32 protein-coding genes are annotated in these 25,829 nt (G+C 67.1%); 10 read left to right on the forward strand and 22 right to left on the reverse strand.

Features of this window, described 5'->3' with window-relative positions:
* Positions 1-95 precede the first annotated feature (95 nt).
* The 8 genes from BSP_RS08225 to BSP_RS08260 form a co-directional block, all read right to left on the reverse strand.
* Complete coding sequence (locus BSP_RS08225) at positions 96-1,457, reverse strand: ABC transporter permease (protein ID WP_054765415.1); 1,362 nt, start codon at positions 1,455-1,457, stop codon at positions 96-98.
* Entirely contained in the window at positions 1,454-2,404 is a 951-nt protein-coding gene (locus tag BSP_RS08230) for an ABC transporter ATP-binding protein (protein WP_054765416.1), read from the reverse strand. Before BSP_RS08230 ends, BSP_RS08225 begins: the two co-directional genes overlap by 4 nt.
* A 75-nt stretch (positions 2,405-2,479) precedes the next feature.
* Entirely contained in the window at positions 2,480-4,366 is a 1,887-nt protein-coding gene (locus BSP_RS08235; RefSeq protein WP_054765417.1) for a CocE/NonD family hydrolase, read from the reverse strand.
* 70 nt (positions 4,367-4,436) lie between these two features.
* Entirely contained in the window at positions 4,437-5,069 is a 633-nt protein-coding gene (locus BSP_RS16375; protein WP_054765418.1) for a M23 family metallopeptidase, read from the reverse strand.
* Between the two features lie 157 nt (positions 5,070-5,226).
* Positions 5,227-5,847, reverse strand: a complete 621-nt coding sequence (locus BSP_RS08245) for a cyclopropane-fatty-acyl-phospholipid synthase family protein (RefSeq protein WP_152949920.1) — start codon at positions 5,845-5,847, stop codon at positions 5,227-5,229.
* A 67-nt stretch (positions 5,848-5,914) separates the two neighbouring features.
* Positions 5,915-6,139, reverse strand: a complete 225-nt coding sequence (locus BSP_RS08250; protein ID WP_054765420.1) for a YdcH family protein — start codon at positions 6,137-6,139, stop codon at positions 5,915-5,917.
* Positions 6,140-6,187: 48 nt separating this feature from the next.
* On the reverse strand, positions 6,188-6,685 hold the full coding sequence (locus BSP_RS08255; RefSeq protein WP_082382665.1) for a TIGR02444 family protein: 498 nt from the start codon (positions 6,683-6,685) through the stop codon (positions 6,188-6,190).
* Entirely contained in the window at positions 6,682-7,281 is a 600-nt protein-coding gene (locus BSP_RS08260) for a UbiX family flavin prenyltransferase (protein ID WP_054765421.1), read from the reverse strand. Before BSP_RS08260 ends, BSP_RS08255 begins: the two co-directional genes overlap by 4 nt.
* A 115-nt stretch (positions 7,282-7,396) precedes the next feature.
* Between BSP_RS08260 and BSP_RS08265 the strand changes: the two genes are divergently transcribed.
* Positions 7,397-7,570: a YdcH family protein gene (locus BSP_RS08265; RefSeq protein WP_054765422.1), complete on the forward strand. Its 174-nt coding sequence runs from the start codon at positions 7,397-7,399 to the stop codon at positions 7,568-7,570.
* A 167-nt stretch (positions 7,571-7,737) separates the two neighbouring features.
* Here BSP_RS08265 and BSP_RS08270 read toward each other — a convergent pair whose 3' ends face one another.
* Positions 7,738-8,406 (reverse strand): DUF1013 domain-containing protein, encoded by a 669-nt coding sequence (locus BSP_RS08270; protein ID WP_054765423.1) that lies wholly within the window; start codon positions 8,404-8,406, stop codon positions 7,738-7,740.
* A gap of 221 nt (positions 8,407-8,627) precedes the next feature.
* Here BSP_RS08270 and BSP_RS08275 point away from each other — a divergent pair, with 221 nt between their 5' ends.
* Positions 8,628-9,263 carry a beta/gamma crystallin-related protein gene (locus BSP_RS08275; RefSeq protein WP_054765424.1) on the forward strand — a complete coding sequence of 212 codons (636 nt, stop codon included), beginning with the start codon at positions 8,628-8,630 and terminating at the stop codon, positions 9,261-9,263.
* Between the two features lie 6 nt (positions 9,264-9,269).
* Here the strand turns inward: BSP_RS08275 and BSP_RS08280 are convergent, their stop codons facing one another.
* Positions 9,270-10,241 carry an NAD(P)H-quinone oxidoreductase gene (locus BSP_RS08280; protein WP_054765425.1) on the reverse strand — a complete coding sequence of 324 codons (972 nt, stop codon included), beginning with the start codon at positions 10,239-10,241 and terminating at the stop codon, positions 9,270-9,272.
* Positions 10,242-10,331: 90 nt separating this feature from the next.
* Here BSP_RS08280 and BSP_RS08285 point away from each other — a divergent pair, with 90 nt between their 5' ends.
* Positions 10,332-10,535: a DUF1192 domain-containing protein gene (locus BSP_RS08285; RefSeq protein WP_054765426.1), complete on the forward strand. Its 204-nt coding sequence runs from the start codon at positions 10,332-10,334 to the stop codon at positions 10,533-10,535.
* Positions 10,536-10,639: 104 nt separating this feature from the next.
* Positions 10,640-11,155: a DUF1465 family protein gene (locus BSP_RS08290; RefSeq protein WP_224761396.1), complete on the forward strand. Its 516-nt coding sequence runs from the start codon at positions 10,640-10,642 to the stop codon at positions 11,153-11,155.
* Positions 11,156-11,173: 18 nt separating this feature from the next.
* Here BSP_RS08290 and BSP_RS08295 read toward each other — a convergent pair whose 3' ends face one another.
* A complete protein-coding gene (locus tag BSP_RS08295; protein WP_054765427.1) occupies positions 11,174-12,736 on the reverse strand; it encodes a murein L,D-transpeptidase in 1,563 nt (520 codons plus the stop codon).
* 167 nt (positions 12,737-12,903) lie between these two features.
* Positions 12,904-13,128, reverse strand: coding sequence for a 50S ribosomal protein L31 (rpmE, locus tag BSP_RS08300; protein ID WP_054765428.1), 225 nt, complete (start codon positions 13,126-13,128; stop codon positions 12,904-12,906).
* 138 nt (positions 13,129-13,266) lie between these two features.
* Here rpmE and BSP_RS08305 point away from each other — a divergent pair, with 138 nt between their 5' ends.
* Positions 13,267-15,150, forward strand: coding sequence for an ABC transporter transmembrane domain-containing protein (locus BSP_RS08305; RefSeq protein WP_152949922.1), 1,884 nt, complete (start codon positions 13,267-13,269; stop codon positions 15,148-15,150).
* A gap of 11 nt (positions 15,151-15,161) precedes the next feature.
* Here BSP_RS08305 and BSP_RS08310 read toward each other — a convergent pair whose 3' ends face one another.
* The 6 genes from BSP_RS08310 to BSP_RS08335 all read right to left on the reverse strand — a co-directional run bounded on the left by BSP_RS08310 (position 15,162) and on the right by BSP_RS08335 (position 19,457).
* The gene (locus BSP_RS08310) at positions 15,162-16,211 is read right to left on the reverse strand and encodes a glycerophosphodiester phosphodiesterase (RefSeq protein ID WP_152949923.1); all 1,050 of its coding nucleotides are present in this window, start codon (positions 16,209-16,211) and stop codon (positions 15,162-15,164) included.
* A 233-nt stretch (positions 16,212-16,444) separates the two neighbouring features.
* A complete protein-coding gene (locus BSP_RS08315) occupies positions 16,445-17,251 on the reverse strand; it encodes an inositol monophosphatase family protein (RefSeq protein WP_152949925.1) in 807 nt (268 codons plus the stop codon).
* A gap of 197 nt (positions 17,252-17,448) precedes the next feature.
* A complete protein-coding gene (efp, locus tag BSP_RS08320; RefSeq protein ID WP_054765432.1) occupies positions 17,449-18,015 on the reverse strand; it encodes an elongation factor P in 567 nt (188 codons plus the stop codon).
* A 101-nt stretch (positions 18,016-18,116) separates the two neighbouring features.
* Positions 18,117-18,674, reverse strand: a complete 558-nt coding sequence (locus BSP_RS08325; RefSeq protein WP_152949927.1) for a tryptophan-rich sensory protein — start codon at positions 18,672-18,674, stop codon at positions 18,117-18,119.
* 54 nt (positions 18,675-18,728) lie between these two features.
* Entirely contained in the window at positions 18,729-18,971 is a 243-nt protein-coding gene (locus BSP_RS08330; protein ID WP_054765434.1) for a helix-turn-helix transcriptional regulator, read from the reverse strand.
* A complete protein-coding gene (locus BSP_RS08335; RefSeq protein ID WP_054765435.1) occupies positions 18,972-19,457 on the reverse strand; it encodes a hypothetical protein in 486 nt (161 codons plus the stop codon). It lies immediately after the preceding gene.
* Positions 19,458-19,621: 164 nt separating this feature from the next.
* Between BSP_RS08335 and BSP_RS08340 the strand changes: the two genes are divergently transcribed.
* Together BSP_RS08340 and BSP_RS08345 are read left to right on the forward strand one after the other, a co-directional pair.
* On the forward strand, positions 19,622-20,488 hold the full coding sequence (locus BSP_RS08340; protein ID WP_227975896.1) for an ATP-binding cassette domain-containing protein: 867 nt from the start codon (positions 19,622-19,624) through the stop codon (positions 20,486-20,488).
* Entirely contained in the window at positions 20,488-21,213 is a 726-nt protein-coding gene (locus BSP_RS08345) for an ABC transporter permease (protein WP_152949929.1), read from the forward strand. Before BSP_RS08340 ends, BSP_RS08345 begins: the two co-directional genes overlap by 1 nt.
* Positions 21,214-21,219: 6 nt before the next feature.
* Here the strand turns inward: BSP_RS08345 and bfr are convergent, their stop codons facing one another.
* Positions 21,220-21,720: a bacterioferritin gene (gene bfr / locus BSP_RS08350; RefSeq protein ID WP_054765438.1), complete on the reverse strand. Its 501-nt coding sequence runs from the start codon at positions 21,718-21,720 to the stop codon at positions 21,220-21,222.
* A gap of 142 nt (positions 21,721-21,862) precedes the next feature.
* The gene (locus BSP_RS08355; protein WP_152951097.1) at positions 21,863-22,048 is read right to left on the reverse strand and encodes a bacterioferritin-associated ferredoxin; all 186 of its coding nucleotides are present in this window, start codon (positions 22,046-22,048) and stop codon (positions 21,863-21,865) included.
* A gap of 127 nt (positions 22,049-22,175) precedes the next feature.
* Here BSP_RS08355 and thiE point away from each other — a divergent pair, with 127 nt between their 5' ends.
* Both thiE and BSP_RS08365 read left to right on the forward strand, forming a co-directional pair.
* On the forward strand, positions 22,176-22,829 hold the full coding sequence (gene thiE, locus BSP_RS08360; RefSeq protein WP_152949931.1) for a thiamine phosphate synthase: 654 nt from the start codon (positions 22,176-22,178) through the stop codon (positions 22,827-22,829).
* 77 nt (positions 22,830-22,906) lie between these two features.
* On the forward strand, positions 22,907-24,574 hold the full coding sequence (locus BSP_RS08365; RefSeq protein WP_152949933.1) for a HAMP domain-containing sensor histidine kinase: 1,668 nt from the start codon (positions 22,907-22,909) through the stop codon (positions 24,572-24,574).
* Between the two features lie 215 nt (positions 24,575-24,789).
* On the opposite strand, the gene BSP_RS08370 is transcribed toward BSP_RS08365, so the two are convergent.
* Positions 24,790-25,101: a hypothetical protein gene (locus BSP_RS08370; protein WP_152949935.1), complete on the reverse strand. Its 312-nt coding sequence runs from the start codon at positions 25,099-25,101 to the stop codon at positions 24,790-24,792.
* On the opposite strand from BSP_RS08370, the gene BSP_RS08375 reads away from it, so the two are divergent.
* On the forward strand, positions 25,091-25,426 hold the full coding sequence (locus tag BSP_RS08375) for a hypothetical protein (RefSeq protein ID WP_152949937.1): 336 nt from the start codon (positions 25,091-25,093) through the stop codon (positions 25,424-25,426). The genes BSP_RS08370 and BSP_RS08375 overlap by 11 nt on opposite strands.
* 10 nt (positions 25,427-25,436) lie before the next feature.
* Here BSP_RS08375 and BSP_RS08380 read toward each other — a convergent pair whose 3' ends face one another.
* Positions 25,437-25,778, reverse strand: a complete 342-nt coding sequence (locus BSP_RS08380; RefSeq protein WP_152949939.1) for a VOC family protein — start codon at positions 25,776-25,778, stop codon at positions 25,437-25,439.
* Between the last annotated feature and the right edge of the window lie 51 nt (positions 25,779-25,829).

Below are 25,829 nucleotides of genomic sequence, written 5' to 3' on the forward strand. Positions count from 1 at the left end.
CTCAGGCGTAGGCCGAAAGATCAAAGGCCGCTTCCTTCGGGAAGCGGCCTTTTTCTTGTCGCCTCCGTGGTGCGAGGCGGAGAGGAGGCGGCGCCTCATCCCCGTCCCGTCACCGCCCGTCCGAACGTCTTCCAGCTCAGCTTCACGTCTGACAGGGCTCCGGCGCGGAAGGCGCGGCCGGCGATCCAGACCATCAGGGCGGCGGTGGCGAACATGCCGATCAAGGTCAGAATGACCTCGATCAGGGGCGGATCGCTGGGCGCACGCGCGCTCATCAGGAAGGGGGTGAAGAAGGGAATCCACGACAGGACCTTCACCACCGGCGCATCGGGGCTGGTCAGGGCCATCTGCATGACCAGGATCGGCACGACCAGGATCATCATGATCGGCCCCATCAGGGTCTGGGCGTCGCGCGGCGTCTCGCAGAAGGCGCCGATGGCCGCGAACAGCACGGCGTACATCAGGTAGCCGCCGACCATATAGGCGATGAAATAGAAGACCAGGCCGCCGTCCAACAGCACCTGGCCGATCGTCGCCGCCGTATCGGGCGAGGCCGACGTCAGGACCGAGGTTCCGATTCCCGCCCAGACCGCCAGCACGGTCAAGGTCAGCATCGCCACCCCCAGAACCTTGCCCGTCAGGATTTCCGAGGCGGAGGCCGAGGACAGCAGCACCTCCAGAATCTTGTTCGACTTCTCCTCCATCACGCTGTTCAGCAGGATGGAGGCGCCGGTGATCACCAGCGACCACAGCAGGAAGCCGGCGCCCAGGCCGATGAAGGCCGGAATTCGATCACGCATCGACACCTCGCCCCCGCTGGCGGCGTTGGGCGAAAAGGCCTTCACCTCGGGCTTGAAGGATTCGATCTGCTCGACCAGGGACGGGGCGACGCCTGCAGCGGTCAGGGCCTGGTCGCGATAGCCGGTCCGCAGGGCGTTGCGGACGAAGTCGGCGACGTCATTGTCCATGGCCCGCGCGGTCCAGACCTGGGCCTGGGGCTTGCCGTCGACGCGGCTCAAGAAGACCACGGCGTCCACGCGCCGGTCCTTGGACGCATCCTTGTCCAGCACCTCGCGCAAGGCCGCCTCACGTGCGGCGCCGGGCGCCGCGACGGTGAGGGCGGGCGGGGCGTCGATCAGCCGCATCTTCGGACCGCTGATGGAGGCGGCGGCGCGGCCGGCCGCGGCCTGGCCCTTCTGGGCTGCTTCCTGCACCCGCTCCGCCAGACGGTCCTTCTCTTCCTGAAGGGCGGCGCGCACCTCGGCGGCCAGGCCGGTCGCCGCCGGACCGTCCTCGATCACCGTCACTACCTTGATCGGTTCCGCCGAGCGGATCAGCAGGGGGATGCCCCCGCCCAGGACGGCGAACATCGGAAAGGCCAGAAGCGACAGCCAAAAGCCCACGGTCTTGGCGTAGGCGACATATTCGCGGCGGGCGATCAGCAGGGTGCGTTTCATTGGACCGCCTCCGCGCGGACGGCGGGTTGATCGGGATTGTCGCCGGTCAGGCCGATGAAGGCGTCATGCAGGGTCGGTTCCTTCAGGGCGAAGCCCCGGACGTCCAGCCCGCTCAGGAAGGCGGCCTTCAGCGTGTCTTGGCCCCCCGCGCCGGCCGCCAGCACGATCTTCAGTCGGCGCACCCCGTCCTGATCGGACAGGGTCTCGACCCCCGCCACGCCGGGCAGGGCGCCGGCCGCCTCGGGCGAGATGGCGCCTTCCAGGTCCAGGACGCGGGGGGAGGTGGCCTTGGCCTCCTCGACCGTGCCTTCGAACGCCTTACGCCCCTTGGCCAGCAGCACCACCTTGTCGCACAGCCGTTCGGCATGCTGCATCACATGGGTCGAGAACAGGACCGTCGCCCCGTCCGCCGCCAGGCCGCGGATCATCTCCTCCAGCCCCTGCTGGTTCATCGGATCGAGGCCTGAGAAGGGCTCGTCCAGGATGACGAACTCGGGCCGGTGCACCACGGCGGCGATCAACTGAACCTTCTGAGCCATCCCCTTGGACAACTCCTTCATCTTCTTCTTCTGCGCCGCGCCCAGGCCCTGCTGCTCCAGCAACTGCCTCGCGCGCTTCTTGCCTTCGTGGGAGGGGAGGCCCTTCAGGGCGCCGAAGAAGGCGATGGCCTCCACCGGGGTCATCTTCTTGTAGAGACCGCGCTCCTCAGGCAGGAAGCCGATCCGGTCGCGGACCAGCCGCCCGTCCGGCGCGCCCAGGATGTCGATCCGGCCCGAGGTCGCCGGTTGCAGCCCCAGGATCATCCGCAGGGTTGAGGTCTTGCCCGCCCCGTTCGGCCCCAGAAAGCCGCAGATCGAGCCCTTGGGCACTTCGAAGCTCAGGTCGCGCACGGCGTCGAAACCGCCGTACCGCTTGCTCACGCTTTCCAGCGTCAACGCAGCCGTCATTCCGTCTCCCCTTATGATTGCAGCCAGCCTAGCAAGGCGGAAGCGGTTCAGGCCAGCCGCTTCCGCCCCGTCGCCCTATTTCAGGACGGGCAGGTCGATGTAGGAGGCGTCGTCTCCGGCGTGATGCAGGGCGTTGTCGGCGACCCGGCCCTGGGTCTCGCTTTCGTTCGGCCCGCCGGTGTTCAGATTGCGGACGAATTTCGGGAAGTTGGAGCTGGTCACCTCGACCCGGATGCGGTGGCCCGGCTGGAAGGTGTTGCTGATGGTGATCGGCGTGGGCTGCACCGTCGCGATCTGGCCGGGCGTCAGGGGCGTGGGCCGGTCGTAGCCGGTGCGATAGCGGGCCCGCAGGATGGTGTCGCCCAGGATATAGGCCGTCCCGTCCGGCGCCACATCCACCAGCTTGACCGCGAAGTCGGTGTCGGGCGCCGATGACGACACCTTCAGCACCGCATCGACGAAGCCCGTCACCTGCATCGGCTCGGTCAGCGGGTCCGAGGTATAGACCAGCACGTCGTCGCGCGCCTCGATCTGACGCTGGTCAAAGGCGCCGGCCGTGACCAGCCCGCCGTTGCAGCAGTCGCCGCCGCCGATGGTCTGGACCGGGTTCATAGGATCATAGCGATAGCGGTCGGCCTGTTCGCCCGTCGGCGGGGCCTCGGGGCTCAGACGGCCGTCGCCGTTCAGACTGTTGGCCGCTCCGCCGGATCGCAGATACATCCGCACGGTCTGGACGCCGGCCGGCGGCCACTGGGCGGCGGTGCGCCATTCGTTCTGGCCCATGTTGAAATATTGGACGTGCGGCGTGCTGTCGGGGAAGGCGCGGCGCTCGCCCTTCAGCCAACGGTCGAACCAGGCCAGGACCAGGCCGTCCGCGTCGAAACTGGCGTCGCCCAGGTCGCGATCGCCCGAGCGGAAACCGGCCTTCAGCCCGGCGAAGGCGCAGTGAGTGTTCGGCCCCACCACCACATACTGGTTCTCGGCCGCCTCGCGGTCCTGGGTGGTCGAGCGAGCGTGATTGAACAGCTCCATGTTCGGCCCGATGGAGACGTCGTACCAGCTGTTGAACCACAGGGCCGGCACGCCCCAGCCCATGTCGTCGTGATAGAGGCCGCCCTCGCGCCAGGCCGGATCGGCGGGCGTGCGGGCGATCAGTTCCTCGAAGGTCGCGGGGGGCTCGCCCAGGTCCTTCAGCATCTCGTTGACCGGCAGATGGCGGATCTGGCTGGGCCAGTTCACCTCGGGCTTCTTGGCGTCCAAGTCGTTGTAGCGGACGATGCGGGCGCGGGTCTCCTGGTCCGTCTCCGCCGGGATCTGGGCGCGAAGCGGATTGTCGACACCGTACAGCCAGACGAAGAAAAGATTGCGCGGCACGCCGCCGGTGTACCAGTTGCCCTGTTCCTGGAACCGCCCGACCTTGCCGATTCCGGCGCCCGACGCCTGGGGGACCATGGCCGCATGGGCGGGATGGTTCTGGGCCGCCAGCGCCAGCTGCCATTCGGCCGAGGACGAGCAGCCCAGGGTGCCGACCTTGCCGTTCGACCAGGGCTGGGCTGCGATCCAGCTCAGGGCGTCATAGCCGTCGGTCTGGGGATAGCCCAGGATCTGATAGTCCCCGCCCGAGAAATAGCGCCCCCGCTCGTTCTGGATGACCAAGGCATAGCCGCGGCTGACCCAGGTCAGGGCGCTGCGGGTGGTGCGGGGGTTATAGGCCAGCTCATTATAGGGAGTGCGGATGAAGACGGTCGGCAGGGGGCCCTGGGCGTTCTTGGGCCGATAGATGTTGGTGGCCAGTCCGACTCCGTCGCGCATCGGCATCATGACCGCCATCTGCACATCGGCGATGCGGGACAGTTCGGTCTGGGCGGCCGCATCGCTGTACCGGCCATAGTCCTGGGCGGCGACCACGGCGGGCGTAGCCGCCAGTACGGCCGCGACGACGGCGGCGACGATTCTGTTCATGATGATGCCCCTCCAAAAAGCTTGCAGAAGGTTAGGCTGCAAAGAAGGGCGCGGCAATCTTTCGCCGGGATCAGTCCTTCGCCTTGACCGCCACCTTGAAATGGCGGCCCACGATCTTGGCCGGGTTCACCTGGGCGCCGCTGCGGCGCACTTCGAAATGCAGATGGGGGCCTGTCGAATAGCCGGTCGAGCCGACCAGGCCGATTCGCTGTCCGCTCGTCACCAGATCGCCGCTGGCCACATCAATGCGGCTGAGGTGGCCGTAAAGGGTGCTGAGGCCGTTCGGATGGCGCACCTCGATAAAGGCGCCGTAGCCCCCGGCCTCATAGCCGGTGCGGACGATCCGGCCCTCTGCAGCGGTGAAGACCGACGTTCCCTTGGGCGCGGCGATGTCCACGCCCTTGTGCGCGCGGGCGCGGGCCTCGATCGCCAGCTTGCGCAGGCCGAAGGGGGAGTTGATCGCATAGCCGCGCACGGGGGCGGAAAACCCGATCTCCCGCATCACCGGACCGGCCTTTTCGACCTGAGCCTTCACCGGCGGGGCCACGGGCTCGGCCGCAACTGTCGGCGCCGCTTCGCGCGTCACGCCGGGGGCGGCGGCGGCGGCCAGCAGGGCCACGGTCGCAAAGGCGGCGGTCTGGCCGCCGTGGATCAATAGGCTTTTGCAACGCGCCAGGGGCGCGTCGGTCAGCAGGCGTCGCATTCGGCGGCGTCTCCAGCTTGGACAGGCTCTGGATTGAGCCGGAGCATGGAGCGACACGCGCGGGCGCGTTCGAAACCGTCATGCTCCTGGAAGCGGCGCTTATGCTCCTAGGCTGGGGCGACTTTTGGACCCTGATCGGGCCGGGATGGGGCTGGGCCTAATCCAGCGGGCGTCGCGCGACCAGGTCGATCAGGGCCGAACGGCCCCTGTGGCCGGCGCCTTCGTCCAGATCAGCCTCATAGGCGTGTAAGTGCTCGATCCCGAAATCGCCGAACGCCGCCTCCAGCAGTTCAGGGGTGTAGAGCTGTTCGACCTGGGAGGGACCCCCGGTGCCGTAGTCCAGCTGGCGCGGCGTATAGCCGTGCAACAGGATCAGGCCGCCCGGCTTCACCGACCGCTTCATGCCCTCAAAGATCGCCGCACGGAAGTCGGGTGGCGCGAACTGGATGAAGACCGCCGCCACGGCGTCATAGGCCGCTTCCGGCCAGGTCCAGCCCTCAAGGTCCTGAATCTGGAAATCGACCTCGACCCCCTCCCGCGCGGCCAGGCGTCTCGCCTTGTCCTGCGCGGCGGGCGAAATGTCGGTGGCGGTCACCTGGTGGCCCAGCCGGGCGAGATAGACGGCGTTCCTGCCTTCGCCGTCGGCGGGCGTCAGAATCCGACTGCGGGGCTTCAGCCGGTCGGCGTGCGTCACCACGAACTGGCTGGGCGCCGTGCCGAAAACATAGTCGGCGGTCGCCGCATAGCGGGCGTCCCAGCCGTCACTCAAGGTCGCCATGATCGGCCTCCATTCCTGCGAATGGCTATCATTTGCGACCATTCGACGCAACCCAAGCCGCTGGACCTCAGGCGATGATGTCCGGCAGGATCTGATCCTCGATTTTGACGATCTCGTCCTTCAGCGCCAGCTTCTTGCGCTTCAGCCGGGCGATCAGCAGCTGGTCTGGAACAGCCGCCTCGGACAGGGCGTCGATCGAGGCCGAGAGGTCGGCATGCTCCTGGCGCAGCAATTTGACGCGGGCGTGAAGCGCCGCCTCTTCTTCGGTGATGTCCGGCACATCGTCGTTCATCGTGCAGTCCATCTTGCAGTCGGTGGTGCCAACATAGTCGGACGACCGTCAGGCGGAAAGGGTTTCGGCCAGCCGCTGCAGGGCCGGGCGAGGCGTCACCGGCGCCCAGAGCCGCGCCGTGGCGACCAGGGCTTCCAAGGCAGGGCGCGGCGACGCGCGGGGCGCGTGGTCGTCCGCTTCGTGGATCAGGGCTTCCAGGGCGGCGAGCAGATGGCGTTCCGCCTCCAGCTCCAGCCCCTTGATCTTCTCGCGGACCGCCAGGCGCGGCGCGTCCTCGATGTCGGGGACGGGCGCCTTCAGGGTGCGGCGAACGGCGCGCAGCGGCGCGACCACCACCCCGTCCCAGGCGCGGGCGATGTCGCAGGCCGCCTCGATCGTCTCGGCGTCGGCTTCATGGCCGGCCGCAGCGGCCCAGGCCGACCACAGCAGCAGGGGAACATTCTGGTCGTGGCTGTCCTGCAAGGCCAGGCAGGCTTCGCTGACGCCGGGTCGCCCATAGGCGGCGACGGCCCAGTCCCACAGGCTGCGCGTCTCGACGGCGGTCACTTCAGCCCGTCCCAGCGCCGCACGGCGCTCCAGTCCAGCCCGAACAGATCCAGGGTCCGCCCCACCGACTGGTCCACCATCTCCAGGATCGATGCCGGCCGCGCATAAAGGGCGGGCAGGGGCGGGGCGATGGTCGCGCCCATTTCGGCCAGGGCCGTCATCGTCCGCAGATGGCCCAGATGGAAGGGCGTCTCACGCACCATCAGCACCAGCGGCCGCCGTTCCTTCAACGTCACGTCGGCGGCGCGGGTCAGAAGCGAGGAGGTCACGCCCGTGGCGATCTCGCTCATCGTCTTGATGGAGCAGGGGGCCACGATCATGCCCAGGGTCTTGAAGGAGCCCGAGGCGATGGTCGCCCCGAGGTCGGCCAGTTTGTGAACGACCGAGGCCTTGGCGGTCAGGTCGTCGGGCGACAGATCGGTCTCCTGCGACAATGTGAGCAGGGCGGCCTTGGTCACCACCAGATGGGTCTCGACGCCTAAATCCTTCAGCGCGTCCAGCGTCCGCGCGCCGTAGATCGCGCCGGACGCCCCTGAAATTCCCACCACCATCCGATAAGGAGCAGTCCGTATGGCTCCGTTCACATCATCGACCATTTTTGGGGCCAGCCTCCGTCGTGCCCGGACGAAAAGCAGTCACTGGAATGTGATTCCACAGCCTGCCGAACCGGGCGCTCACTCTACTGGTCCCTAACCAACGGAGGCGCAAGCCATGACCATCGAGGCTCGTATTCGCGAACTGGGTAATCGGCACCGCATGCTGGATCAGACGATCCAGCGAGAACTCAACCATCCGTCCGTGGACACGCTGCAGGTCAAGGAATTGAAGCAGAAGAAGCTTCGCTTGAAGGAAGAGATCACCATTCTGGAGCAGCGGGCCCACTGAGGGTCGCGCACGCCCAGACGACGACGGCCCCGGAGACCGCTCTCCGGGGCCGTTTTTATTCCCGTCATCCTCGGGCTTGACCCGAGGATCGGATGATCCGCCGCTGGTGCGAAGACGTCAGCGCACGGCGCCGGGCCCTCAGGCCAAGCCCAAGAGCGACGGACGGATCAATCCTTGGCGCCGAACACCGATTCCGCCGTCGGCTCGGCGCCGGGACGCTGGCGGGCTTCGGGAACGAATTCCGGCTCTTCCTCGACCTCTTCGGCCACGGGCAGGATGGTGCCGCCGCCGTTCTTCAGATCGTCCTTGGCCTTCTTGTCGGCGGCCTTCTTGACGATCTCGTCCAGGGCCAGCTGACCGACCAGGCCCAGGGTCACCGGATCGACCGGCTTGATGTTGGCGCTGTTCCAGTGGGTGCGGTTGCGCACGCTCTCGATCGTGGACTTGGTCGTGCCCAGCAGTTTGGCGATCTGGGCGTCGGTCACTTCCGGGTGGTTGCGCACGAACCAGGCGATGGCGTCCGGCCGATCCTGACGCCGCGACACAGGGGTGTATTTCGGCGCAGGCTTGGCCGACTTCAGCAGTTCAGCGTGGCGGCTCACGATCGCCTTCATGCGATAGTTTTCGTCGGCCTGGGCCTTGTCCAGCTCTTCGCGGGTCAGTTGGCCGCCGGTGACGGGATCGACGCCGCGGATGTCGCGGGCCACGTCGCCGTCGGCGATGCCGCGGACTTCCAGCGGATGCAGACCGCAGAAGTCGGCGATCTGCTCGAAGCTGAGGGAGGTGTTGTCGACCAGCCAGACCGCAGTGGCCTTGGGCATCAGAATGTCGCTCATGGGGCGTTCGTCCCGGTAGGGTGGGGGCCGCCGAAGGGGGGTTCGGCCAGCGTTGGATACGACGGCGCCCGGCCTTTCGACCGGGCGCTTATGGTTTCGATATAGGCCTATTCGCCTGAAAAGAAAACGTCGCCCGACATTCTCGTACAGCCACGGTTCATCCGGGGGGCGGCAACCTGCGCCTTAATCGAGGCTTTCGCCTTTGGGAGAGGAGAACCATCATGTCCATTCTGCTCGGCGCCGCCATGGCCGCCGCCCTGGCTTCCGGCCAGGACATCACCGCCCAGCGGGTCGCCCCGCGCGGCAGCTACAGCCGGTCCTGCACCGAGGCCTACACCCACCGCGGACGGCTCTACGCCGACTGCCGCGACATGCGGGGCCGCGTTCGCGGCACCTCGATCGAACTGGCCCGGTGCGGCGACCAAGAGATTTCCAACCAGGACGGCCTTCTGGTCTGCGGCCGCGAGCGGGGGGACTATGAAGATCGTCGTCCCGACTATCCCGGTGGGAATGGCGGATGGAACGGCGGCGAAGACAATGGCGGGGGCTGGGGCGGCGGCTCCGGCGGCGGCTGGAACGGGGGATGGGGCCGGACCTCGATCACCGTCTATGAAAACGCCAACTTCCGCGGCGCCTCGCGCGAGTTCGTCGATGAGGACCGCAACCTGGGCCGCACCCCCTTCAACGACCGGATCAGCTCCATGCGCGTTCGCGGCCGATGGGAGGTCTGCACCGACGCCGAGTTCCGGGGGCGCTGCCGCATCGTCGAAGGCGACGTCCGCTTCCTGAGCGACGGCTTCAACGACCGCATCTCCTCGATGCGGCCGGTGCGGGGCGGGGGGCGTTGGGATCGCTGAGGGCGGTCAAGGCGTCAGCACGAACTTGCCGATGTGATCGCCGGCCTCCAGCGCGCCATGCGCCTCGGCGGCCTTGTCCAACGGATAGACAGCCTGCACCGGCGGTCGCACCGCGCCGGAGGCGACCCAGGGCCAGACCGTCGCCTTAACGGCGGCGGTCAGCCGGGCCTTCTCATCGGCCGATCGGCTCCGAAGGGTCGATCCCGTCAGGACCAGCCGCTTCAGCATGATCCGCATCAGGTCGATTTCGACCACCGATCCGGACAGGGATGCGATGACCACCCAGCGACCGCCGGGCTTCAACGCCTTCAGGTTCAGTTCGGCGTAGTCTCGGCCCACCATGTCCAGCAGCACATCGACGCCGCCCGCTTCGGCGATTGCGGCCGCCAGGTCGTCGGATCGGGCGTCCAGGCTGACATCGGCGCCCAAAGCCTGGGCCGCCTTCGCCTTGTCCGCCCCGCGCGAGGTGGCGATCACCGCAGCGCCCGCCGCCTTGGCCATTTGGATCGCCGTCACCCCTATGCCGCTGGTCGCCCCGTGGATCAGCAGCGTCTGGCCCGCCTTCAGCCCGCCCGCCTCGAACACATTGGCGAAGACGGTGAAGACGGTCTCGGGCAGGGCGGCCGCCTGAACGAAGGACAGGCCCTCCGGGATCGGCAGAACGTGGCGGGCGTCCACCACCGCCTGTTCGGCATAGCCTCCGCCGCCCAGCAGGGCGCAGACCCGGTCGCCCCGGCGCCACTGGCTCACGCCTTCGCCCAGGGCCGCGATTTCGCCCGCGACCTCCAGTCCCAGGATAGGCGAGGCGCCGGGCGGGGGCGGATAGCCGCCCCGCCGCTGCAGCAGGTCGGGCCGGTTGATTCCGGCCGCGCGCACCTGGATCACCACCTCGCCGGGGCCGGGCGTCGGATCAGCCCGTTCGGCGATCTTCAGCGCCTCAGCCGAACCCGAACCGCCCTCGATCTGGATAAGCCGCATGTCGCCTCCGCTTGCATTCGTCGCAGTCCGCGCGTTCAGATAGGGGCTCCGGCCGACTTCGGCCATGACAGGCGCAGAAAGGCGACGACCATGTTCGACGATTTCGAGCCTCGCCCGCGGCGTGGAGAGGCCCTGACCACTCTTGAGCGCGAGGATCTGGACTCCTATTCGATTGAAGATCTTCAGGAGCGGATCGGCGCCCTGACGGCCGAAATCACTCGCGCCCAGACAGCGATCGAGAAGAAACAGGCCAAGAAAAGCGCCGCCGACGCTCTGTTCAGCTTTAGACCCTGATCGCCCGTGTCTCAAATCCGTGGCATGACGGTTGCAAACCCTTCGGCCTGGGCCGTTTGTGGCCCCAAGTCGGAACAAGCCTAACCTTCATGATGATGTCCCCCATGACCCTGAGCGACGATCAAGACATGGCCGCCCGGGCCGAACGCGCTCGCAAGGTGCAGGATTTCACCCGTTCCGAACTGTTCGACCGCACCTTCCGCGAAGGCATGGAACTGGTGGAGGAGACGGCGGCCTATCTGGACGGAGAGGGCCGTCGCGATTCCAAGATGCTGTCCCGTTCGGCCGCCCTGGCCTATGCGGCCGAAAGCATGAAGCTGACCACGCGCCTGATGCAGATCGCCTCCTGGCTGCTGGTGCAGCGGGCCGTACGCGAGAACGACATGACGGCCGAGACCGCCTGCGAGCCGCGCTATCGTCTGAACGACCGCAAGATCGAGAGCCAGCCCAGCCACGCGGAACTGCCGATCGCCCTGGTCGAATATCTGGTCCGGTCGGAAAAACTGTTCGACCGCGCCCTCTATCTCGACCGCCGCATGTATCTGGAGGCGCCTGAGGAACAGCCGCAGAATCCGGTCCTCAGCCAGCTGGGCCTGCTGGAAGCCGCCTTCAAGGGCTGACGCCTCTAAAGCCCGAACTTACGGCCCGACATCGTCGGCGTCGCGACGCCCGTCGTCGATCGGCCGAGGCAGGCTGACGGCGATCCCCAGGGCCTGGGCCAGCTTGTCGTCGCGGCCATAGACGTCCTCGCGGAAGGCGACCCGTCCCTGACCGTCCACGAAGGCGGTCCAGTACAGCAGCCGCACCGTGATTTCGCGCCCGGTGGTCACCCGAGTGGTCTCACGCGTCTCCTGGGCCGTGTCGAACTCGGCCAGCTTGGCGGGATCGGGCGACAGCAGCAGCCGGGCGAATTCCACGGCGTTCTGCACCCGCACGCAGCCATGGCTGCGCTGGCGCATGGACAGGTTGAAGGCGGCCTTGGACGGGGTGTCGTGCAGGAAGATGGCGTAGCTGTCGCGCAGCTCGAACTTCACATAGCCCAGGGCCGACTTCGGCCCGGCGCGCTGGATCACCGTTCCGTTGGCCACATACATGTCGTTGGCCGCCAGATAGCCGGGGCCCTTGGGCAGGATTTCGCGCCGTGCGATGCCGGCGGGCACGTACCAGGGCGGATTGGCGACGACCGAGGCGAAGGGCTTCTCCAGGCTGGGCGTCTGGTTCTCGGCCGAGCCGACCACCACCCGGTTGGAGTGCACCGGCTTGCCGTCTTTCCAATAGACCATGATGGCGGCGGCGGTGTTGACCTCGATCCGCTCTGGCGCAACGTCGCGCTTCAGCCAGCGGCGGCGTTCCAGGTTCAGGGCGATCTGACGCGCCCGGTCCTCGGCCGAGGCTGAGAGGGAGCGCTGGGTGCCCGTTCCGATGCGGCCGTCTGCGCCCAGGCCGTGCCGCGTCTGAAAGCCCTGGACCGCCTGTTGCAGCTCGGCGCCGTAAGTCAGGCCCTGGGCCTTCAGCCGCGCGCCCTGTGCCGCCGTCAGATCGCCCTCGGCCGTCAGCCGGTCGATCAGGGCGGGGATGCGGCGGTCGCTCATGTTGGGTTCAATCGTCGGACCGGCCGGGAAGGCGGGCCAGCCGCCGCCGGCGGCCAGTCGGCGATAGCGCACATAGCCGGCCGACAGGTTCTGATAGCCGATGTCGGTCGGCGCCAGACCCTCGAACCAGTCCAGCAGGATGTTGCGGGCCAAGGCGTCGCTGAGGCCGCGCGGCAGGTCCACGCGGTTCTTCTGCATTTCCCACAGATCCTCGACCGTCTCGGGCCTCACCTTGCCCTCGGCCAGGACGCGGCCATAGGCCAGGGCCGCCGCCGTCGTGCGCAGATCGGCCGAGGCGGGATCGGCGGCCAGGCCCACGAAGTCGAAATAGTCGCCGGCCGACAGGCCGTGGCGCTCGGCCCGGGCGGCGACGGCGTTCAGGGCGCGCATCCGCTCGCCGGTCCATACCGGCCGCCAGCCGTTCATCTCATAAAAGGCGCGAACGTCCGGTTGCTGGGTTTCCGGCAGGCGCGAAATCTGATCGTTGAAACTGTTGTAGAAGGCGGTGGCCGCCGCAGGGCGCTGGATGGAAACCTGTTGCGCCCGCGCAGCGGAGGCGAGGGCGATCGTCGCCGTTGCGACGCCCAAACCCAGTTCCCGTCTATTCATAACCCGTCCGCTTCTCGATGGCCCGATCCCCGTGAACCGACGCCCTTGTTCTTGCTGATTTGAACGCCGTCCATGTTACCGACGTTCCAGGCAAACAAAAAGCGCCGGCCATCGGACCGGCGCTCTTCGTGACGTGATTGCCGCGATGTGTCGCAGCAAGGACGCGCTTACTTCTTGATGAAGCCGGCGAACTTGTTGTTGAAGCGCGACACGCGGCCACCGCGGTCCATCAGCTGGGCGTTGCCGCCGGTCCAGGCCGGGTGCGTCGTCGGGTCGATGTCGAGGGCCAGCTTGTCGCCTTCCTTCCCGTAGGTCGAACGGGTCTGATAGGTCGTGCCGTCGGTCATCACCACGGTGATGAAGTGGTAGTCGGGGTGGGTGTCCGCCTTCATGGGTCGTCGTCCGGTCTCTGGGCGCGATGACGATGCCGACCGTCGCTGCGCATGAAATGAGAAACCCGCCAGAAAATCCGGCGGGAATGAGGGGCGGCGTTTACACCGGGGGGCGTTCCGGGGCAAGAGGCGGTCGCAATGACTGATCAATCCGCCGCCTCCGCCCGTTCCGCCAGTCTTCCTGCGGGGCGCGCCGCCGGCGCGGCCAGCCTGGACGGGCGGCCCAGCGCCGGCGCCGTCCTGGCCGAACAGATGTCTGAAGCGGGCGAGAAGCGGGCGAAGCGCCGGGACATCCGTCCCCTGGCGCGGCTGATTCCCTATGCGCTTCGGCACAAGGGCCACGCACTCATGGCGGTCTTCTGGCTGCTGCTGTCCACCACCGCCTCACTGGGGCTGACGGCCCTGGCCCGAGGGGCCATCGATCACGGATTTGAAGACGGCGGCGCGCGCCTGAACCTTTGGTTCCTGCTGCTGGGGGCCAACGCCCTGTTCCTGGGGCTCGCGACCGCCGCCCGCTATTTCTACGTCACACGGACGGGCGAGCGGGTCATCGCCGACCTCCGAAAGGGGCTGTTCGGCCGCATCCTGACGCTGGACCCTTCCTTCTACGCCCATATGCGGACCGGCGAGGTGCTGTCGCGCCTGACGACCGACATCGCCCTGGTCGAGACCCTGATGACGACCTCGGTCTCCTATGCGCTGCGGAACTTCCTGACCCTGATCGGCGGGGTCGTGCTGCTGTTCTTCGTCAGTCCGAAACTGACCGGCCTGGTCCTGTTGATCGTGCCGTTCCTGCTGGGGCCGATCTTCATTTTCGGCCGCCGGGTCCGCAAGTTGACCGTCGCCTCCCAGGACCGGTTCGCCGGCGCCGTCGGCTTTGCCGGTGAAAGCGTGGACGCCGTCGAGACGGTCCAGGCCTTCGGGCGCGAACACAGCGCCATCGCCCGCTTCGGCGCGGCGGTGGAGGACGCCTTCGACGCCTCTCTGAAGCGGATGCGGGCGCGGGCCTGGATGACGGCCCTGATCATCGTCGTCATGTTCGGCGGAGTGACCCTGGTCCTGTGGCTGGGCGCGCGCGATGTGGTGGCTGGTCAGATGACGCCCGGCGCCCTTCTTCAATTCGTCCTCCTGTCGGTCTTCGCCGCCGGGGCCGTGGGCGCGCTCGGCGAAAGCTGGGGCGATGTGCAGAAGGCCGCCGGCGCCATGGAGCGGATCGAGGAACTGATGCGGGCCACGCCCGACATCGCCGCCCCGGCCCGGCCCGTCGCCCTGCCCACCCCGCCGCGCGGCGAGGTCTCCATGTCGGCCGTCGATTTCGCCTATCCCGGCCGGCCCGATCTTCCGGCCCTGAAGGGGTTCAGCCTGACCGTCCGTCCCGGCGAGACCGTGGCCCTGGTCGGTCCCTCCGGCGCGGGCAAGTCCACCGTCTTCCGCCTGCTGCTGCGCTTCTATGATCCGCAGACCGGTCTGGTCTCGGTCGACGGGGTGGACGTGCGCCAGGCCGATCCGGTCGAGGTTCGCAATCGCTTCGCCTGGGTGTCGCAGGAGACGCCGCTGTTTTCAGGCTCGGCCTTGGAGAACATTCGCTTCGGCCGCGAGACCGCCACCCTGGAAGAGGCCCGCGCCGTCGCCGAAAAGGCCCAGGCCATGGGCTTCATCGACGCCCTGCCGGAAGGCTTCGACACCCCACTGGGCGAACGCGGCAAGAGCCTGTCGGGCGGTCAGCGCCAGCGTCTGGCCATCGCCCGGGCCCTGGTCCGCGACGCCCCCATCCTGCTGCTGGACGAGGCGACGAGCGCGCTCGACGCCGAAAGCGAACGGCTGGTCCAGGCGGCCCTGGATCAGGCCATGACCGAGCGCACCACCCTGGTCATCGCCCACCGCCTCGCCACCGTCCTGCGCGCCGACCGCATCGTCGTCATGGACGACGGCCGTGTGGTGGAGGAGGGGACCCACGCCCAGCTGGTCGCACAGGGCGGCCTCTACGCCCGCTTGGCCGAGCTTCAGTTCCGGGCGGATTGAGCCGAAGACCCTTAGTTGGACGAAGGATTCGCGGAGCGTCCTGATCGCGCCAGGGCCGGAAAGTCTGTGAAGACGGCGTCCACCCCTGCCTCGGAGAAGGCGGCGGCGTAGCCGGCCATGTCGCCGTGGTCCGCAAAGCCTTCGCCCCGGCGCCGCTCGGCGGGCAGGAAGGCGTTCTCGGCCCTCAGGGTCCAGATCACCACCTTCAACCCTGCGGCGTGGGCGTCGGCGACCAGGGCGCTCGGTCCGGTCGTCCGCCCGTCCGCGTCTCTCGGCAGGACCAGGGTCATGTCCGGCGCTGCCCAATCGGCATAGGCGGCCATGGCCTTCAGCCCTTCCGGCGTGATCATCTGGGCATAGGTCAGGTCCGGCCGATCCACGGGCCCGCCCTCGGACGCGATCAACTGGGCCAGGGGCGCGTCGATCCGCCTCGACAGCCGCTCGAGCGGCCCGACCTCGAAACACTGGATGATGATCGGGGCGTCGGCGCCGGTCAGGTCCAGTCGTCTCAGCTCGGCCACAAAGGCGTCCTCCATCGGCAGGCCGATGCCGGCGAAATAGGTCGGGTGTTTCAACTCGGGCGCCACCGCTATGGTCCGGCCCGTCCGGGCCGAGGCCTCGCGCGCAATGGCGACCACCTCGTCGAAGGTCAGGATCGGCTCGCGCCCGTCATAGGCGGCGCTGCCGGGCCGAAAGGCGGGCAGCCGTTCCTTGGCCCGCAGCGTCTTCAGCTCGGCCAGGGTGAAGTCCTCGGTGAACCAGCCGGTGGTCGAGACGCCGTCGATGGTCCGGGTGGTCTTGCGATCCGCGAACTCGGGCCGTTCGGCGACATCGGTCGTTCCGCTGATCTCGTTCTCGTGCCGGTCGATGAAGACCCCGTCCTTGGATAGCACCAGATCCGGCTCGATCACGTCCGCGCCCTGCTGGATCGCCAGTTCATAGGCCGCCCGCGTATGCTCGGGGCGTTCGCCGGAGGCGCCGCGGTGGGCGATGATCAGCGGCTGGGCCATGGCCGGCGTTCCGACAAGGAGGGCGAGGGCGGTGACGATGGCGCGGATCATGCCCCCTGGATAGGGTTGCCGCGCGACAAGGATATGAATGTCTACTCCCCACGCAGTGGGGAGGGGGACCGCCCCCGGGTCTCGCCGAAGGCGAGCCCGAGGACAACCTACGCCGGTGGAGGGGTTCTTGACGCCCCACCGGCCGCTGGTGATGCGGCAAGAGCCCCTTCGTCACGGCGCTGGAGAAGCGCCGCGCCACTTCCCCGCAAGCGGGGAAGAGACAGAAGCGAGCCTCAGGACGCCTGCAACACCTTGCGCAGTTGCGGATGCAGTTCGGTGTTCGACGCCAGGATCGACACGCCCGTCTTGGGATCGCCGTCGTTCTCGATGGTCGTGACCCGGCCCCCGGCCTCGGTGACGAACAGTATGCCGGCCGCCACGTCCCAGGGCTTCAGATTGCGCTCATAGTAGGCGTCATATCGGCCGGCGGCGACCCAGGCGAAGTCCAGGGCCGCCGAACCCAGACGTCGGATGCCGGCGACGCGCTGGCCCACGGCGTGGATGTCCTTGATCGCCTGGGCGTGACCCGACTTGCCGATGAAGGGCAGGCCGGTGGCGATCAGGCTTTCCGACAGGTCACGACGCCCGGAGACTCGGATTCGCTGGTCGTTCAGATAGCAGCCCTTGCCTTTTTCGGCCCAGAACAGCTCGTTCATGACGGGGTTGTAGGTGACGCCGGCGACGATCTCGCTGGACCCGTCCGGGGCGCGCCGCTCCAGCCCCACCGTGATGGCGAAGTGGGGCAGGGCGTGCATGAAGTTGGTGGTGCCGTCGATCGGGTCGACGATCCAGGTGTGGGACTTGTCGGTCCCCTCGACCAGACCGCGTTCCTCGCCCAGGAAGCCATAGCCGGGGCGGGCCTTGGTCAGCAGTTCGAACAGGGTCTCTTCCGCCTTCAGGTCGGCGGCGGTGACGAAGTCGCCCGGCCCCTTGCGCGACACTTGCAACTGGGACACCTCGCCGAAGTCGCGAAGCATAGGACGGGCGGTCTTGCGGACCGCGTCGGTCATGACCTGAAGCAGGGCGGAGGCGAGGGCCATTGTGGGATCTCCTGGTCCGCATGTCCTCTAAAGCCGCTTAGGCCGGAGATGCGGAGAAGTTCAAGGGGGACGCGGAATGCGTCGGGAAGTGCTGGTGAATAGTGCTGGTGAGCAGAAGGTGAGCGGAAGTCGTGCGGAGCGCCTTGGCCCGCCGGCCCCTCTGCTCACCAGCACTATTCACCAGCACCTGTCGGAGTTCAGTCCGCGCGGCGGACGTATTCGCCGCTGGTCGTATCGACGACGATCTTCTCGCCGGCCGACATATAGGGCGGGATCATGATCCGCACGCCGTTCGAGGCGATGGCGGGCTTGTAGGAGGACGAGGCCGTCTGACCCTTCACGGTCGGCTCGGTTTCAGCGACTTCCAGCACGACCTGATCGGGCAGCTCCAGGCCGATCGGACGCTCTTCGTGCATCTCGATGACGACCTTCATGCCCTCTTGCAGATAGGGGATGCGCTCGTCGCCGACCCAGTCCTTCTGCAGCTCGATCTGCTCATAGGTGGCGTCGTCCATGAAGACCAGGCTGTCGCCGTTGTCGAACAGATAGGAGAAGTCCTTCTGCTCCAGGGTGACGCGCTCGACCTTGTCTTCCGAGCGGAAACGTTCGTTCAGCTTGTTGCCGGTCTCGAGGTTCTTGGCCTCGACGTTGGCGAAGGCGCCGCCCTTGCCGGGCTTGACGTGGCTGGCCTTGGTGACGACCCACAGGCCGCCGTTGTGTTGCAGGACCATGCCGGGCTTGATGGCGTTGCCGTTGATCTTCATGGGGTCACATCGGGAATGGGGTTGCGCCCGCGCGCCCAGGTTGGAGCGTGGCGAATAGGGCGCGATCCCTAGAGGAAGCCCCCGAAAAGGGCAAGGCGGACCTAGTGGAGGGTCCGCTCGTTCATCTGATCGGCTTTCCGATGAAGGAAGTTGCCCATCCGAACGCCGCCGCCTGTCGGGGCGGCCATCTTGCCGGCGCCCTCGTCCAGTTTGCGGGCCTCATGGGCGAAGGCCGCAGCGAGACCGGCTGACGACATGGCGGCGGCCACCTGTTTCCACATCGACGAGGGGCGCAACCCCAGCCAGACGGCGTTGACCGTCTGGGCCGCGACCCAAAGCCCCATGGCGCGCGTCCTTTCGGGCCGATGCGGCGCGTTCCAGACCCGCACCGCCGACAGGGTCGTGGCCGAAAACACCGCCGGCAGGATCAGGCTGAAGGCGCCGCGCGGCTTCTCCGTAATGGGCAGATCGCCGTCGCGCACATGTTTCAGCTTTCGTTTGGGGGTGAATGCGCCTGATGCTATGCCCGTCGCCAGCAGAGCAAACCCCACCGTCAGCGCCACCCCAACCGCGACATGCGCCGCGCTCCGCCCCTCGCTGTTCAACAGATCCACGGCCGCGTCGCGCACGTCGTCGATGGCGTCGTCGATATCCGTCATGGTCCGCTCCTGCTTGTCAGGAAAATCTAATGGGCGGACGGGGCGCCGGTTCCGTCAGACCTCGTCCGGTTCGACCGGTTCTGTCTCGCGCGGATCGAAATCATAGTCCAGCAGATCGCCGGGGCGGCACTCCAGCACCGCGCACAGCCGCGCCAGGGTGCTGAACCTTATGCCCTTCACCTTGCCGGATCGAAACAGCGAGAACTGGGTCTCGCTGAGGCCCACCTGGGCGGCGACGTCGCGCGCCTTCAGGCCCTTGCGAACCATCAGATCATTCAGGGTGACGCGAACCGGCATTCAGATCATCTCGTCCATCTCGGCCTGTATTCGGCCGGCGTGGTCGATGACGCGCCCCAACAGGAACAGGGCGCCGCCGATCATGCCCAGAGTCATGCCGGCGATGTCGAAATAGGCGAAGCCGCCCTGGGTAAGACCCAACAGCCGCATCAGGTTGGTGACGCCAAAGACGCTGAGCACTCCGCCAAGGCCAAGCGCCAACCCCACGCGACGCAGGGCGGACGATAAGGTCGGCTGGATCAAACGCCCCTTTGCCAACTGCCCCATCGCCGACCCGATCGACCAGACGGCGAAAAGGTAGAATAGGGCGGGCAGGGCCCAAAGGACTTGTTCAACCAGCAGCCGGACCGGGCGATCTCCCTGCGCCAGGAAGAAGGCGACCGGCGCCAGGGCCAGCAAGCCGCCGACGCTGACGACCATGAAGATCGCAAGCGCGCGGAACTGCCGGCACATCAGCCGAAAGCGGGCGAGGTTGTCAGCGGTCATGGGCCTTGTTCCGAGTTGAAACCTGTCTTGTTTTTAATCTTGACTTAAAAATCCGAGGGCCGCAACTTTATCTAAGAGTTAAAGATCGGGCGGAGCATGGGGCTATAGAGACTGAGGGACTGACCCGTCTTTTCGGGGATCGTCGGGCGGTGGACGGCGTGTCCATGACCGTGCCGGATCATTCGGTCTATGGCGTCCTGGGCCGCAACGGCGCTGGCAAGACCACGACGATGAAGATGCTGACCGGCCTGCTGCGGCCCTCATCGGGCGTGGCTCGGGTTTGCGGCGTCGATGTCGTCAAGGACCGCAGAGGCGCGGCCCGCAAGATCGGGGCCCTGCTGGAGGCGCACGGCTTCTATGGCCATCTGTCGGGACGAGAGAATCTGGACCTGACCCGGCGACTTCTGGGCCTGGCGACGACTGAGGTCGATCGCGTGCTGGACGTCGTCGATATGACGCGCGACGGCGGACGGCGCGTCGGCGACTATTCCCTGGGCATGCGCCAGAGGCTCGGCATCGCCCGCGCCCTGCTGGGTTCCCCGCCGGTGCTCATGCTGGACGAACCGACGAACGGGTTGGACCCCGACGGCATCGCCGACATGCGTCATTTCCTGCGGGAACTGCCGATCCGCGCGGGGGCGACGGTCCTGCTGTCCAGCCACCTGCTCGGCGAGATCGAACAGACCGCCACCAATGTCGGCGTAATCCATCAGGGTCGGCTGGTGGTCGAGGGCGAACTGGCCCGGCTTAAGGCCGAACTGGCGCCAGAGATCGGGCTGCGTGTCGATGACCCGGCACGCGCCCGCGCCGTCTTGCGTTCGCGCGACCTTACTCTGAGCGACGACGCCGATGGGCTGGTGGCGCAGCTGCGTCCCGGCGACAATCATGACCAGGTCTGCGCTGCTTTGAACCGCGATCTGGTTGCGGCCGGCGTAGCCGTCTTCTCTATCGGCGCGCGCGCGCCCTCGCTCGAGGGCGTCTATCGCGCCGCCTCCGCCGTCTCCCGAAGACCCGTCTCGGAGCCCGTCTGATGTTGACCGTTCTGTCTGTAGAAGTCCGGAAGCTGAACCGTTCTTTGGCTCTGGTGCTTGCGGCGACAGCGCCCGCCCTGATCGCCGTCTTCGTCTTCTCGATGCTGCTTCGGTCCAAGACGCCGTCGGAGTGGGACATGTGGATCGGCAGCGGCATGGCGATCTGGGCCTATTTCATGATGCCGCTTTGCGTCGCGGCCCTGACCGCTCTGGTCGCGCACATGGAGCACGGCCCGCGAAGCTGGGATCATTTGCGCGCCCTGCCTGTTCCCCGCTGGACCCTCTACGCGGCAAAGGCGGTCTGCGTGATCGCTCTCGTGCTGATCATGAGCGCGGCGGTGCTGGGCGCGACCATAGGGGCGGTGGCGCTGGGCGGCCTGATCAAGCCGGAGGCCGCGGCTATGGGCGCGCTCGATTTGACGGGCTACGCCTGGTCGATGGCGCGGATGGCGGCGGCCGCCCTGCTGATGATCGCCATACAGTTTTGGACCGCCATCCGTTTCGCCAGCTTTGTGCCGGGCTTGGCCTTGGGCATAGGGGGAACCTTCTTCGCCGTCGTGGCCACATCCGCCAGGCAAGGGGTGTTCATGCCGTGGCAGATGCCCGTCAACATCCTGGCGACCGAGGCCTGGCGGGTGCAGACTGCATTGACGCTGGGCGGTGGTCTGGGCCTTGTCGTGCTCGCGGCGGCGGTGCTGCACCTGGCCCGCCGCGAGGGACGCTAAGGAGCCTCAGCCGCCCGTCGCGGCGCTGTCGGTGACGATCTCCTTCATGGCCGACTGCAGATAGTTCTGTGCGCCCATCAGTTCGATCAGCTTGTGCTGGTTTTCGAGGAAGTCGATGTGCTCCTCGGTATCGGACAAAATCTTCATCAGCAGGTCACGGCTGACGTAGTCGCGGGCCTCTTCGCACTGGGTCACGGCGGCGGCGGTGGCGACACGACTGTCCAGCTCCAGCTGCAAGTCGGCGCCCAGGCATTCGATCGGATCTTCACCGACCTTGAGCTTATGCAGATCCTGCAGATTCGGCAGGCCGTCCAGGAAGAGGATGCGTTTGATCAGCATGTCGGCGTGCTTCATCTCGCCGATCGATTCTTCGTAGATCACGTGGCCGAGGTGGGCCAAGCCCCAGCTCTCGAACATGCGCGCGTGAAGGAAATACTGATTTACCGCCGTCAGTTCGTTGGTCAGCACAGCGTTCAGCGTGCGGAGGATTGCGGGATCGCCCTTCATCGCCCTGTCCTTGCTCTGGAGACGGCCCCTGCGCCGTCTGTCAGGCCGTGCCGTACCACAGTAAAAGCCAGTTTGTTTATTTGCGAGTTTTTATCACTACATTGATAGTGCGAGTGATTTTCGCCCGCGAAGGCTTCGGCGACTATTCGGCGGCGAGGGCAAAGGCTTCGCGGCTGTCCTGGATCATCTGCCGCATCTCACAGACGCATTTGGCGCACTGGGCCTGACACTGGTGGCGCTCAAAAATGTCGCGCGGACGGCCGGCGCCGGCCTCGATGGCTTGAGCGACGTCTCTTTGACGCAGACCGTTGCAGTTGCAGACGTACACGAGGATCCATGCGGTCGAGGCTGATAATGGTTCGCTATAGCATCGGTTAAGGCGATTGCAAGTCGTTCGCACGCTCTGCGCCGTCTGAAACCGTTGACGAATGGTCGCAGGAGAGGGAAGCAGCGCCATGGCCAAGACCCCTACCGTTCCCGCCCGTCCGCCCTGCCGCCTCTATCTGATCACCCCGCCGGTGATTTCGGATCTGGACGCCTTTGCGAACCTGTTGGGTCAGGCGTTGGACGCCGGCGACGTGGCGGCGCTGCAAATCCGGCTCAAGCCGGCCGACGACGCCGCGGTCCGGGCGGCGGTCGCGGCGCTGGCGCCCGTCGCGCGTCGCCGCGGCGTGGCCGTTCTGCTGAACGACCGCCCGGATCTTGCTAAGGAGACCGGATGCGACGGCGTGCACATCGGCCAGCAGGACGCTTCTCTGGCCGAGGCTCGGCGGATCATGGGGCCCGACGCCATGATCGGCGTCACCTGTCACGACGACCGTGAACTGGCCTGGGACGCCGCAGAGGGCGGAGCCGACTATGTCGCCTTCGGCGCCTTCTATCCGACCGGCACCAAGACCACGACGCACCGGCCGGAGTTGGAGCTTCTGACCGTCTGGCAGGAAACGGTCGAGGCGCCCTGTGTCGCCATCGGCGGGATCACGGTGGACACGGCCCAGGATCTCGCCCGCGCGGGTGCCGATTTCATCGCCGTCAGCAGCGGAGTCTGGTCCTATGCCGAGGGGCCGGCGGCGGCGGTCAAGGCTTTCAACGAAAGGTTGAAATTCTGACCCGCGCCCCTGCTTCAGGGTATTTTAGCATGATCGGCGTCTAGTCTTCGGCGGATCCATTCGCCGAGACCCTTTACATGACGATGAGCCGCGCGCTCGACATCGCAACCGCAGCCCCTGCGTCGGCAGCCGGCCTAGGCCGCAGCAAGGCGGCCAGTGATCTGTTCGCCCACCCCGTCGTGCCTGTCTTGACCGGCGTGGCGGTGGCCTTGCTGGTCGCCGTGGCGGTCAATTTTGCGCGCAGCTCCGGCCTGATGGTCGGCCTGTGGGCCGCCAGCGGCGTGGCGGTTGCGGTCTGGCTGAGGACCGGCAGCGGACGCCGTCACGACATGGTCTACGCCCTGGTTCTGACCGTCAGCCTCATGATCGGCGAGTTGATCTCGGGAAACAGTCCGGCGCTGTCGTTGCTGTTCACTGCCGGCAATCTGATCGAGATCGGGGCGGCTGTGTTTCTGGTGCGTCGAGTTTTGCCGAGCCTGCACATTCTCAGTCTGGGCAGCACCGTCCGCTTTCTGCTCTGCGCCCTGATCGCCCCTGTCCCCGCAGGCCTGGCGGTGGCCTTTGCCCTGCCGCATCTGGGTCAGGAGGCGTCGCTGGAGAGTTTCAAGACCTGGTGGTTCGGCCATACCCTCGGCATTGCGGTGATCGGGGCTCTGGGGCTTTCATTGACCCGTTCCACCCTGACCCGCCTGAACCGCTCGCAGACGCGATTTGAGGCGGCGGGCCTGATGGCCGCCATTCTGGCCTTCTACTACATCGGCTTCACCGGACAGATGTCCATGGGCTTCATAATGACGCCGCTGCTGCTGGCGGTGGCGGTGCGTCTGGGCGTGGCGGGCTCGGCCTTCAGCCTTCTGCTCGTCTCGATCCTGGCGGTGGGCAGCGCCATGGCCGGCGCCGGCCCCTATGTCACCGGAATGGAGCGCGCCGAACAGGTGCTGATAGCGCAGCTGTTGGTTCTCATCGGCTATATGCCGACCCTTTTGGTGGCCGCCCTTCTGGAGGAACGAGATCGGCTGGCCGAGCGAGCGCGTCTGGGACAGGTTCGGGCCGAAATGACTTCCGAAGCCAAGTCTCGCCTGCTGGCCAATGTCGCGCACGAGATCAAAAGCCCGGTCGCGGGCGTCATCGGCATCGGCCAACTCTGGTCAAGCGGGCAACTGGGCCCGGTGACGCCGAAACAGGCGGAGATGGCGGACATGCTGGTCAAGACGGCCCGCCAGGTCGAGGCCCTGGCGCACGATCTGCTGGACGTGGCGCGCGCCGAATCCGGCTCGGTCAAGGTCGAACTGCGCCCGACCGACGTGGTGGGCGTGCTCGATGACGTCCGCCGCAGTGCGGTGCTGTTGCCCGAGGCCCAGGGCGTGGAGATCACCGTCGTCTGCGAGGACGGCCACGCGGTGGCCGTGGCGGACTCCCAACGACTGGTTCAGGTCGTGACCAACCTGGCGGTCAATGCGCTCAAATACGGCGGTGCGGGCGGCGGCGTGATCCTGCGAGCGATCCAGCAGGAGGATTGCGTTCGCATCGAGGTGTCCGACTTCGGCCCCGGCCTGTCCGAGGAGAAGCAGGCGCAGCTGTTTGAGCCCTTCAACCGTCTGGGGCTGGAACGATCCAGCGTGGAAGGCCACGGCGTCGGCCTGGCCCTGGCCAAGCGGCTGGTTGAGCTTCAAGGCGGCGCCATAGGCGTGGTGTCGGCGCCGGGCGAGGGCGCGACCTTCTGGATCGAGCTGCCGCGCGCTTGACGGGGCCTTGCGGTTCAGCCTGCGGCGCGTAAAGGTCGCGCCATGTTCGCTCTCGCTCTCGCCGCCACGCTTCTGTCTGGTCAAGAAGCGTCGTCCGCACCGCGCTCGCCGTCGGATCTGACGCGGGATTTGAACAGCGGTCCGCCCTTCAAACCGACGACCGCATCTCAACCCCAGCCGCCGGCGACCTCTTCTCAAACCGGGGCGGCGCCGATTCAGTCGGGGGCGTCGTCTGTGACGCGCGACCTCAACAGCCTGTCGGCGGGGCGTGCGCCGGCCGCCGCGCCCGCGCCCGCGACGCCCTCCGCAACGTCCGCTGCGATCGGGGCCGAGCCCTCGGCTGCGGCGCCGACCTCTCCGGCGGTGCGACCGGCGATCACGCCACCACCACGGCCGACGCCCGCGACGACGCCCGCCGTCACGTCGCCGGCCGCGCCGACCTCTTCGGCGACCAGCGCTGCGCCGTCGGCGAACCCTGTCGGCTTGTCAGGCCTGGACGCCGCCGCTATCGCCGCCTTGCCCTTCACCCTTGAGCTGCCGCAGAGCCTGATCCTGACCCGCGCCCCGGCGGGCGCCGACGCCGCCGTCTATTCGGTTCGGGCCGCCGGGGGGCTTCCCCTCGTCATGATCTATGTGGGTCCGGCGTCGCAATTCCCCATTTACGACGGCGAGGTGGTGCGGGCCGGAGGGCGCGCCTCGGTCGTGGTCAGCGAAGGCGGGCGACGTCAGGCGCTGGAGCACCTGTTCCAGCGGCCGTCCGCGCCCCAGGAAATCCATATCTGGGTGGCGAGTGTGGACGACGCCGCCCGCGACTTGGCCGAGAGGATTGCGCAGTCGGTGGACGCCCGCTGACGTCCTGGGGTCAGTTTTCCGACCAGACCGCCATCTCCGTCCCGGCAGGATCGGCGAAGTGGAAACGACGACCGCCCGGAAAGGCGTAGATCGGCTTCAGGATCACGCCGCCGGCCGTCTCGACCTTGGCCTGCATGGCCTCCAGGTCGTTCGCGTAGAGAACGGGTAGAGGCGTCTTCGTTCGTTCCGCCTCGTCGGCGTCGAAACCGCCGTCCAGTCCTTGGTCAAAGGCGGCGTAGGTCGGGCCGTAGTCGACAAAGGTCCAGCCGAAGGCCTGACTGTAGAATTGCTTGGTGCTGGGCAGGTCTGCAGCGGGCAGTTCGAGGTAGTCCAGCTTTCCGTCTTCACGCACGGTTGATCTCCTGGAGTGCGGCGCCACCGACGAACCTGTCTTGCACGCCGC

Source organism: Brevundimonas sp. Bb-A, from assembly GCF_009394735.1.
GTDB classification, from domain to species: domain Bacteria; phylum Pseudomonadota; class Alphaproteobacteria; order Caulobacterales; family Caulobacteraceae; genus Brevundimonas; species Brevundimonas aurantiaca.

Coding starts and splice junctions, on each gene's coding strand:
- BSP_RS08305 (WP_152949922.1), top strand. CDS start 13,267: ATGACTGATCAATCCGCCGCCTCCGCCCGTTCCGCCAGTCTTCCTGCG.
- thiE (WP_152949931.1), top strand. CDS start 22,176: ATGGCCAAGACCCCTACCGTTCCCGCCCGTCCGCCCTGCCGCCTCTAT.
- BSP_RS08270 (WP_054765423.1), bottom strand. CDS start 8,406: ATGAGCGACATTCTGATGCCCAAGGCCACTGCGGTCTGGCTGGTCGAC.
- BSP_RS08225 (WP_054765415.1), bottom strand. CDS start 1,457: ATGAAACGCACCCTGCTGATCGCCCGCCGCGAATATGTCGCCTACGCC.
- bfr (WP_054765438.1), bottom strand. CDS start 21,720: ATGAAGGGCGATCCCGCAATCCTCCGCACGCTGAACGCTGTGCTGACC.
- BSP_RS08285 (WP_054765426.1), top strand. CDS start 10,332: ATGTTCGACGATTTCGAGCCTCGCCCGCGGCGTGGAGAGGCCCTGACC.
- BSP_RS08250 (WP_054765420.1), bottom strand. CDS start 6,139: ATGAACGACGATGTGCCGGACATCACCGAAGAAGAGGCGGCGCTTCAC.
- BSP_RS08265 (WP_054765422.1), top strand. CDS start 7,397: ATGACCATCGAGGCTCGTATTCGCGAACTGGGTAATCGGCACCGCATG.
- BSP_RS08260 (WP_054765421.1), bottom strand. CDS start 7,281: ATGGTCGATGATGTGAACGGAGCCATACGGACTGCTCCTTATCGGATG.
- BSP_RS08280 (WP_054765425.1), bottom strand. CDS start 10,241: ATGCGGCTTATCCAGATCGAGGGCGGTTCGGGTTCGGCTGAGGCGCTG.
- BSP_RS08315 (WP_152949925.1), bottom strand. CDS start 17,251: ATGGCCCTCGCCTCCGCCCTGCTTCAGGTCATGACCGACGCGGTCCGC.
- BSP_RS08345 (WP_152949929.1), top strand. CDS start 20,488: ATGTTGACCGTTCTGTCTGTAGAAGTCCGGAAGCTGAACCGTTCTTTG.
- BSP_RS08310 (WP_152949923.1), bottom strand. CDS start 16,211: ATGATCCGCGCCATCGTCACCGCCCTCGCCCTCCTTGTCGGAACGCCG.
- BSP_RS16375 (WP_054765418.1), bottom strand. CDS start 5,069: ATGCGACGCCTGCTGACCGACGCGCCCCTGGCGCGTTGCAAAAGCCTA.
- efp (WP_054765432.1), bottom strand. CDS start 18,015: ATGAAGATCAACGGCAACGCCATCAAGCCCGGCATGGTCCTGCAACAC.
- rpmE (WP_054765428.1), bottom strand. CDS start 13,128: ATGAAGGCGGACACCCACCCCGACTACCACTTCATCACCGTGGTGATG.
- BSP_RS08235 (WP_054765417.1), bottom strand. CDS start 4,366: ATGAACAGAATCGTCGCCGCCGTCGTCGCGGCCGTACTGGCGGCTACG.
- BSP_RS08365 (WP_152949933.1), top strand. CDS start 22,907: ATGACGATGAGCCGCGCGCTCGACATCGCAACCGCAGCCCCTGCGTCG.
- BSP_RS08290 (WP_224761396.1), top strand. CDS start 10,640: ATGACCCTGAGCGACGATCAAGACATGGCCGCCCGGGCCGAACGCGCT.
- BSP_RS08330 (WP_054765434.1), bottom strand. CDS start 18,971: ATGCCGGTTCGCGTCACCCTGAATGATCTGATGGTTCGCAAGGGCCTG.
- BSP_RS08230 (WP_054765416.1), bottom strand. CDS start 2,404: ATGACGGCTGCGTTGACGCTGGAAAGCGTGAGCAAGCGGTACGGCGGT.
- BSP_RS08335 (WP_054765435.1), bottom strand. CDS start 19,457: ATGACCGCTGACAACCTCGCCCGCTTTCGGCTGATGTGCCGGCAGTTC.
- BSP_RS08340 (WP_227975896.1), top strand. CDS start 19,622: ATGACCGTGCCGGATCATTCGGTCTATGGCGTCCTGGGCCGCAACGGC.
- BSP_RS08245 (WP_152949920.1), bottom strand. CDS start 5,847: ATGGCGACCTTGAGTGACGGCTGGGACGCCCGCTATGCGGCGACCGCC.
- BSP_RS08275 (WP_054765424.1), top strand. CDS start 8,628: ATGTCCATTCTGCTCGGCGCCGCCATGGCCGCCGCCCTGGCTTCCGGC.
- BSP_RS08295 (WP_054765427.1), bottom strand. CDS start 12,736: ATGAATAGACGGGAACTGGGTTTGGGCGTCGCAACGGCGACGATCGCC.
- BSP_RS08325 (WP_152949927.1), bottom strand. CDS start 18,674: ATGACGGATATCGACGACGCCATCGACGACGTGCGCGACGCGGCCGTG.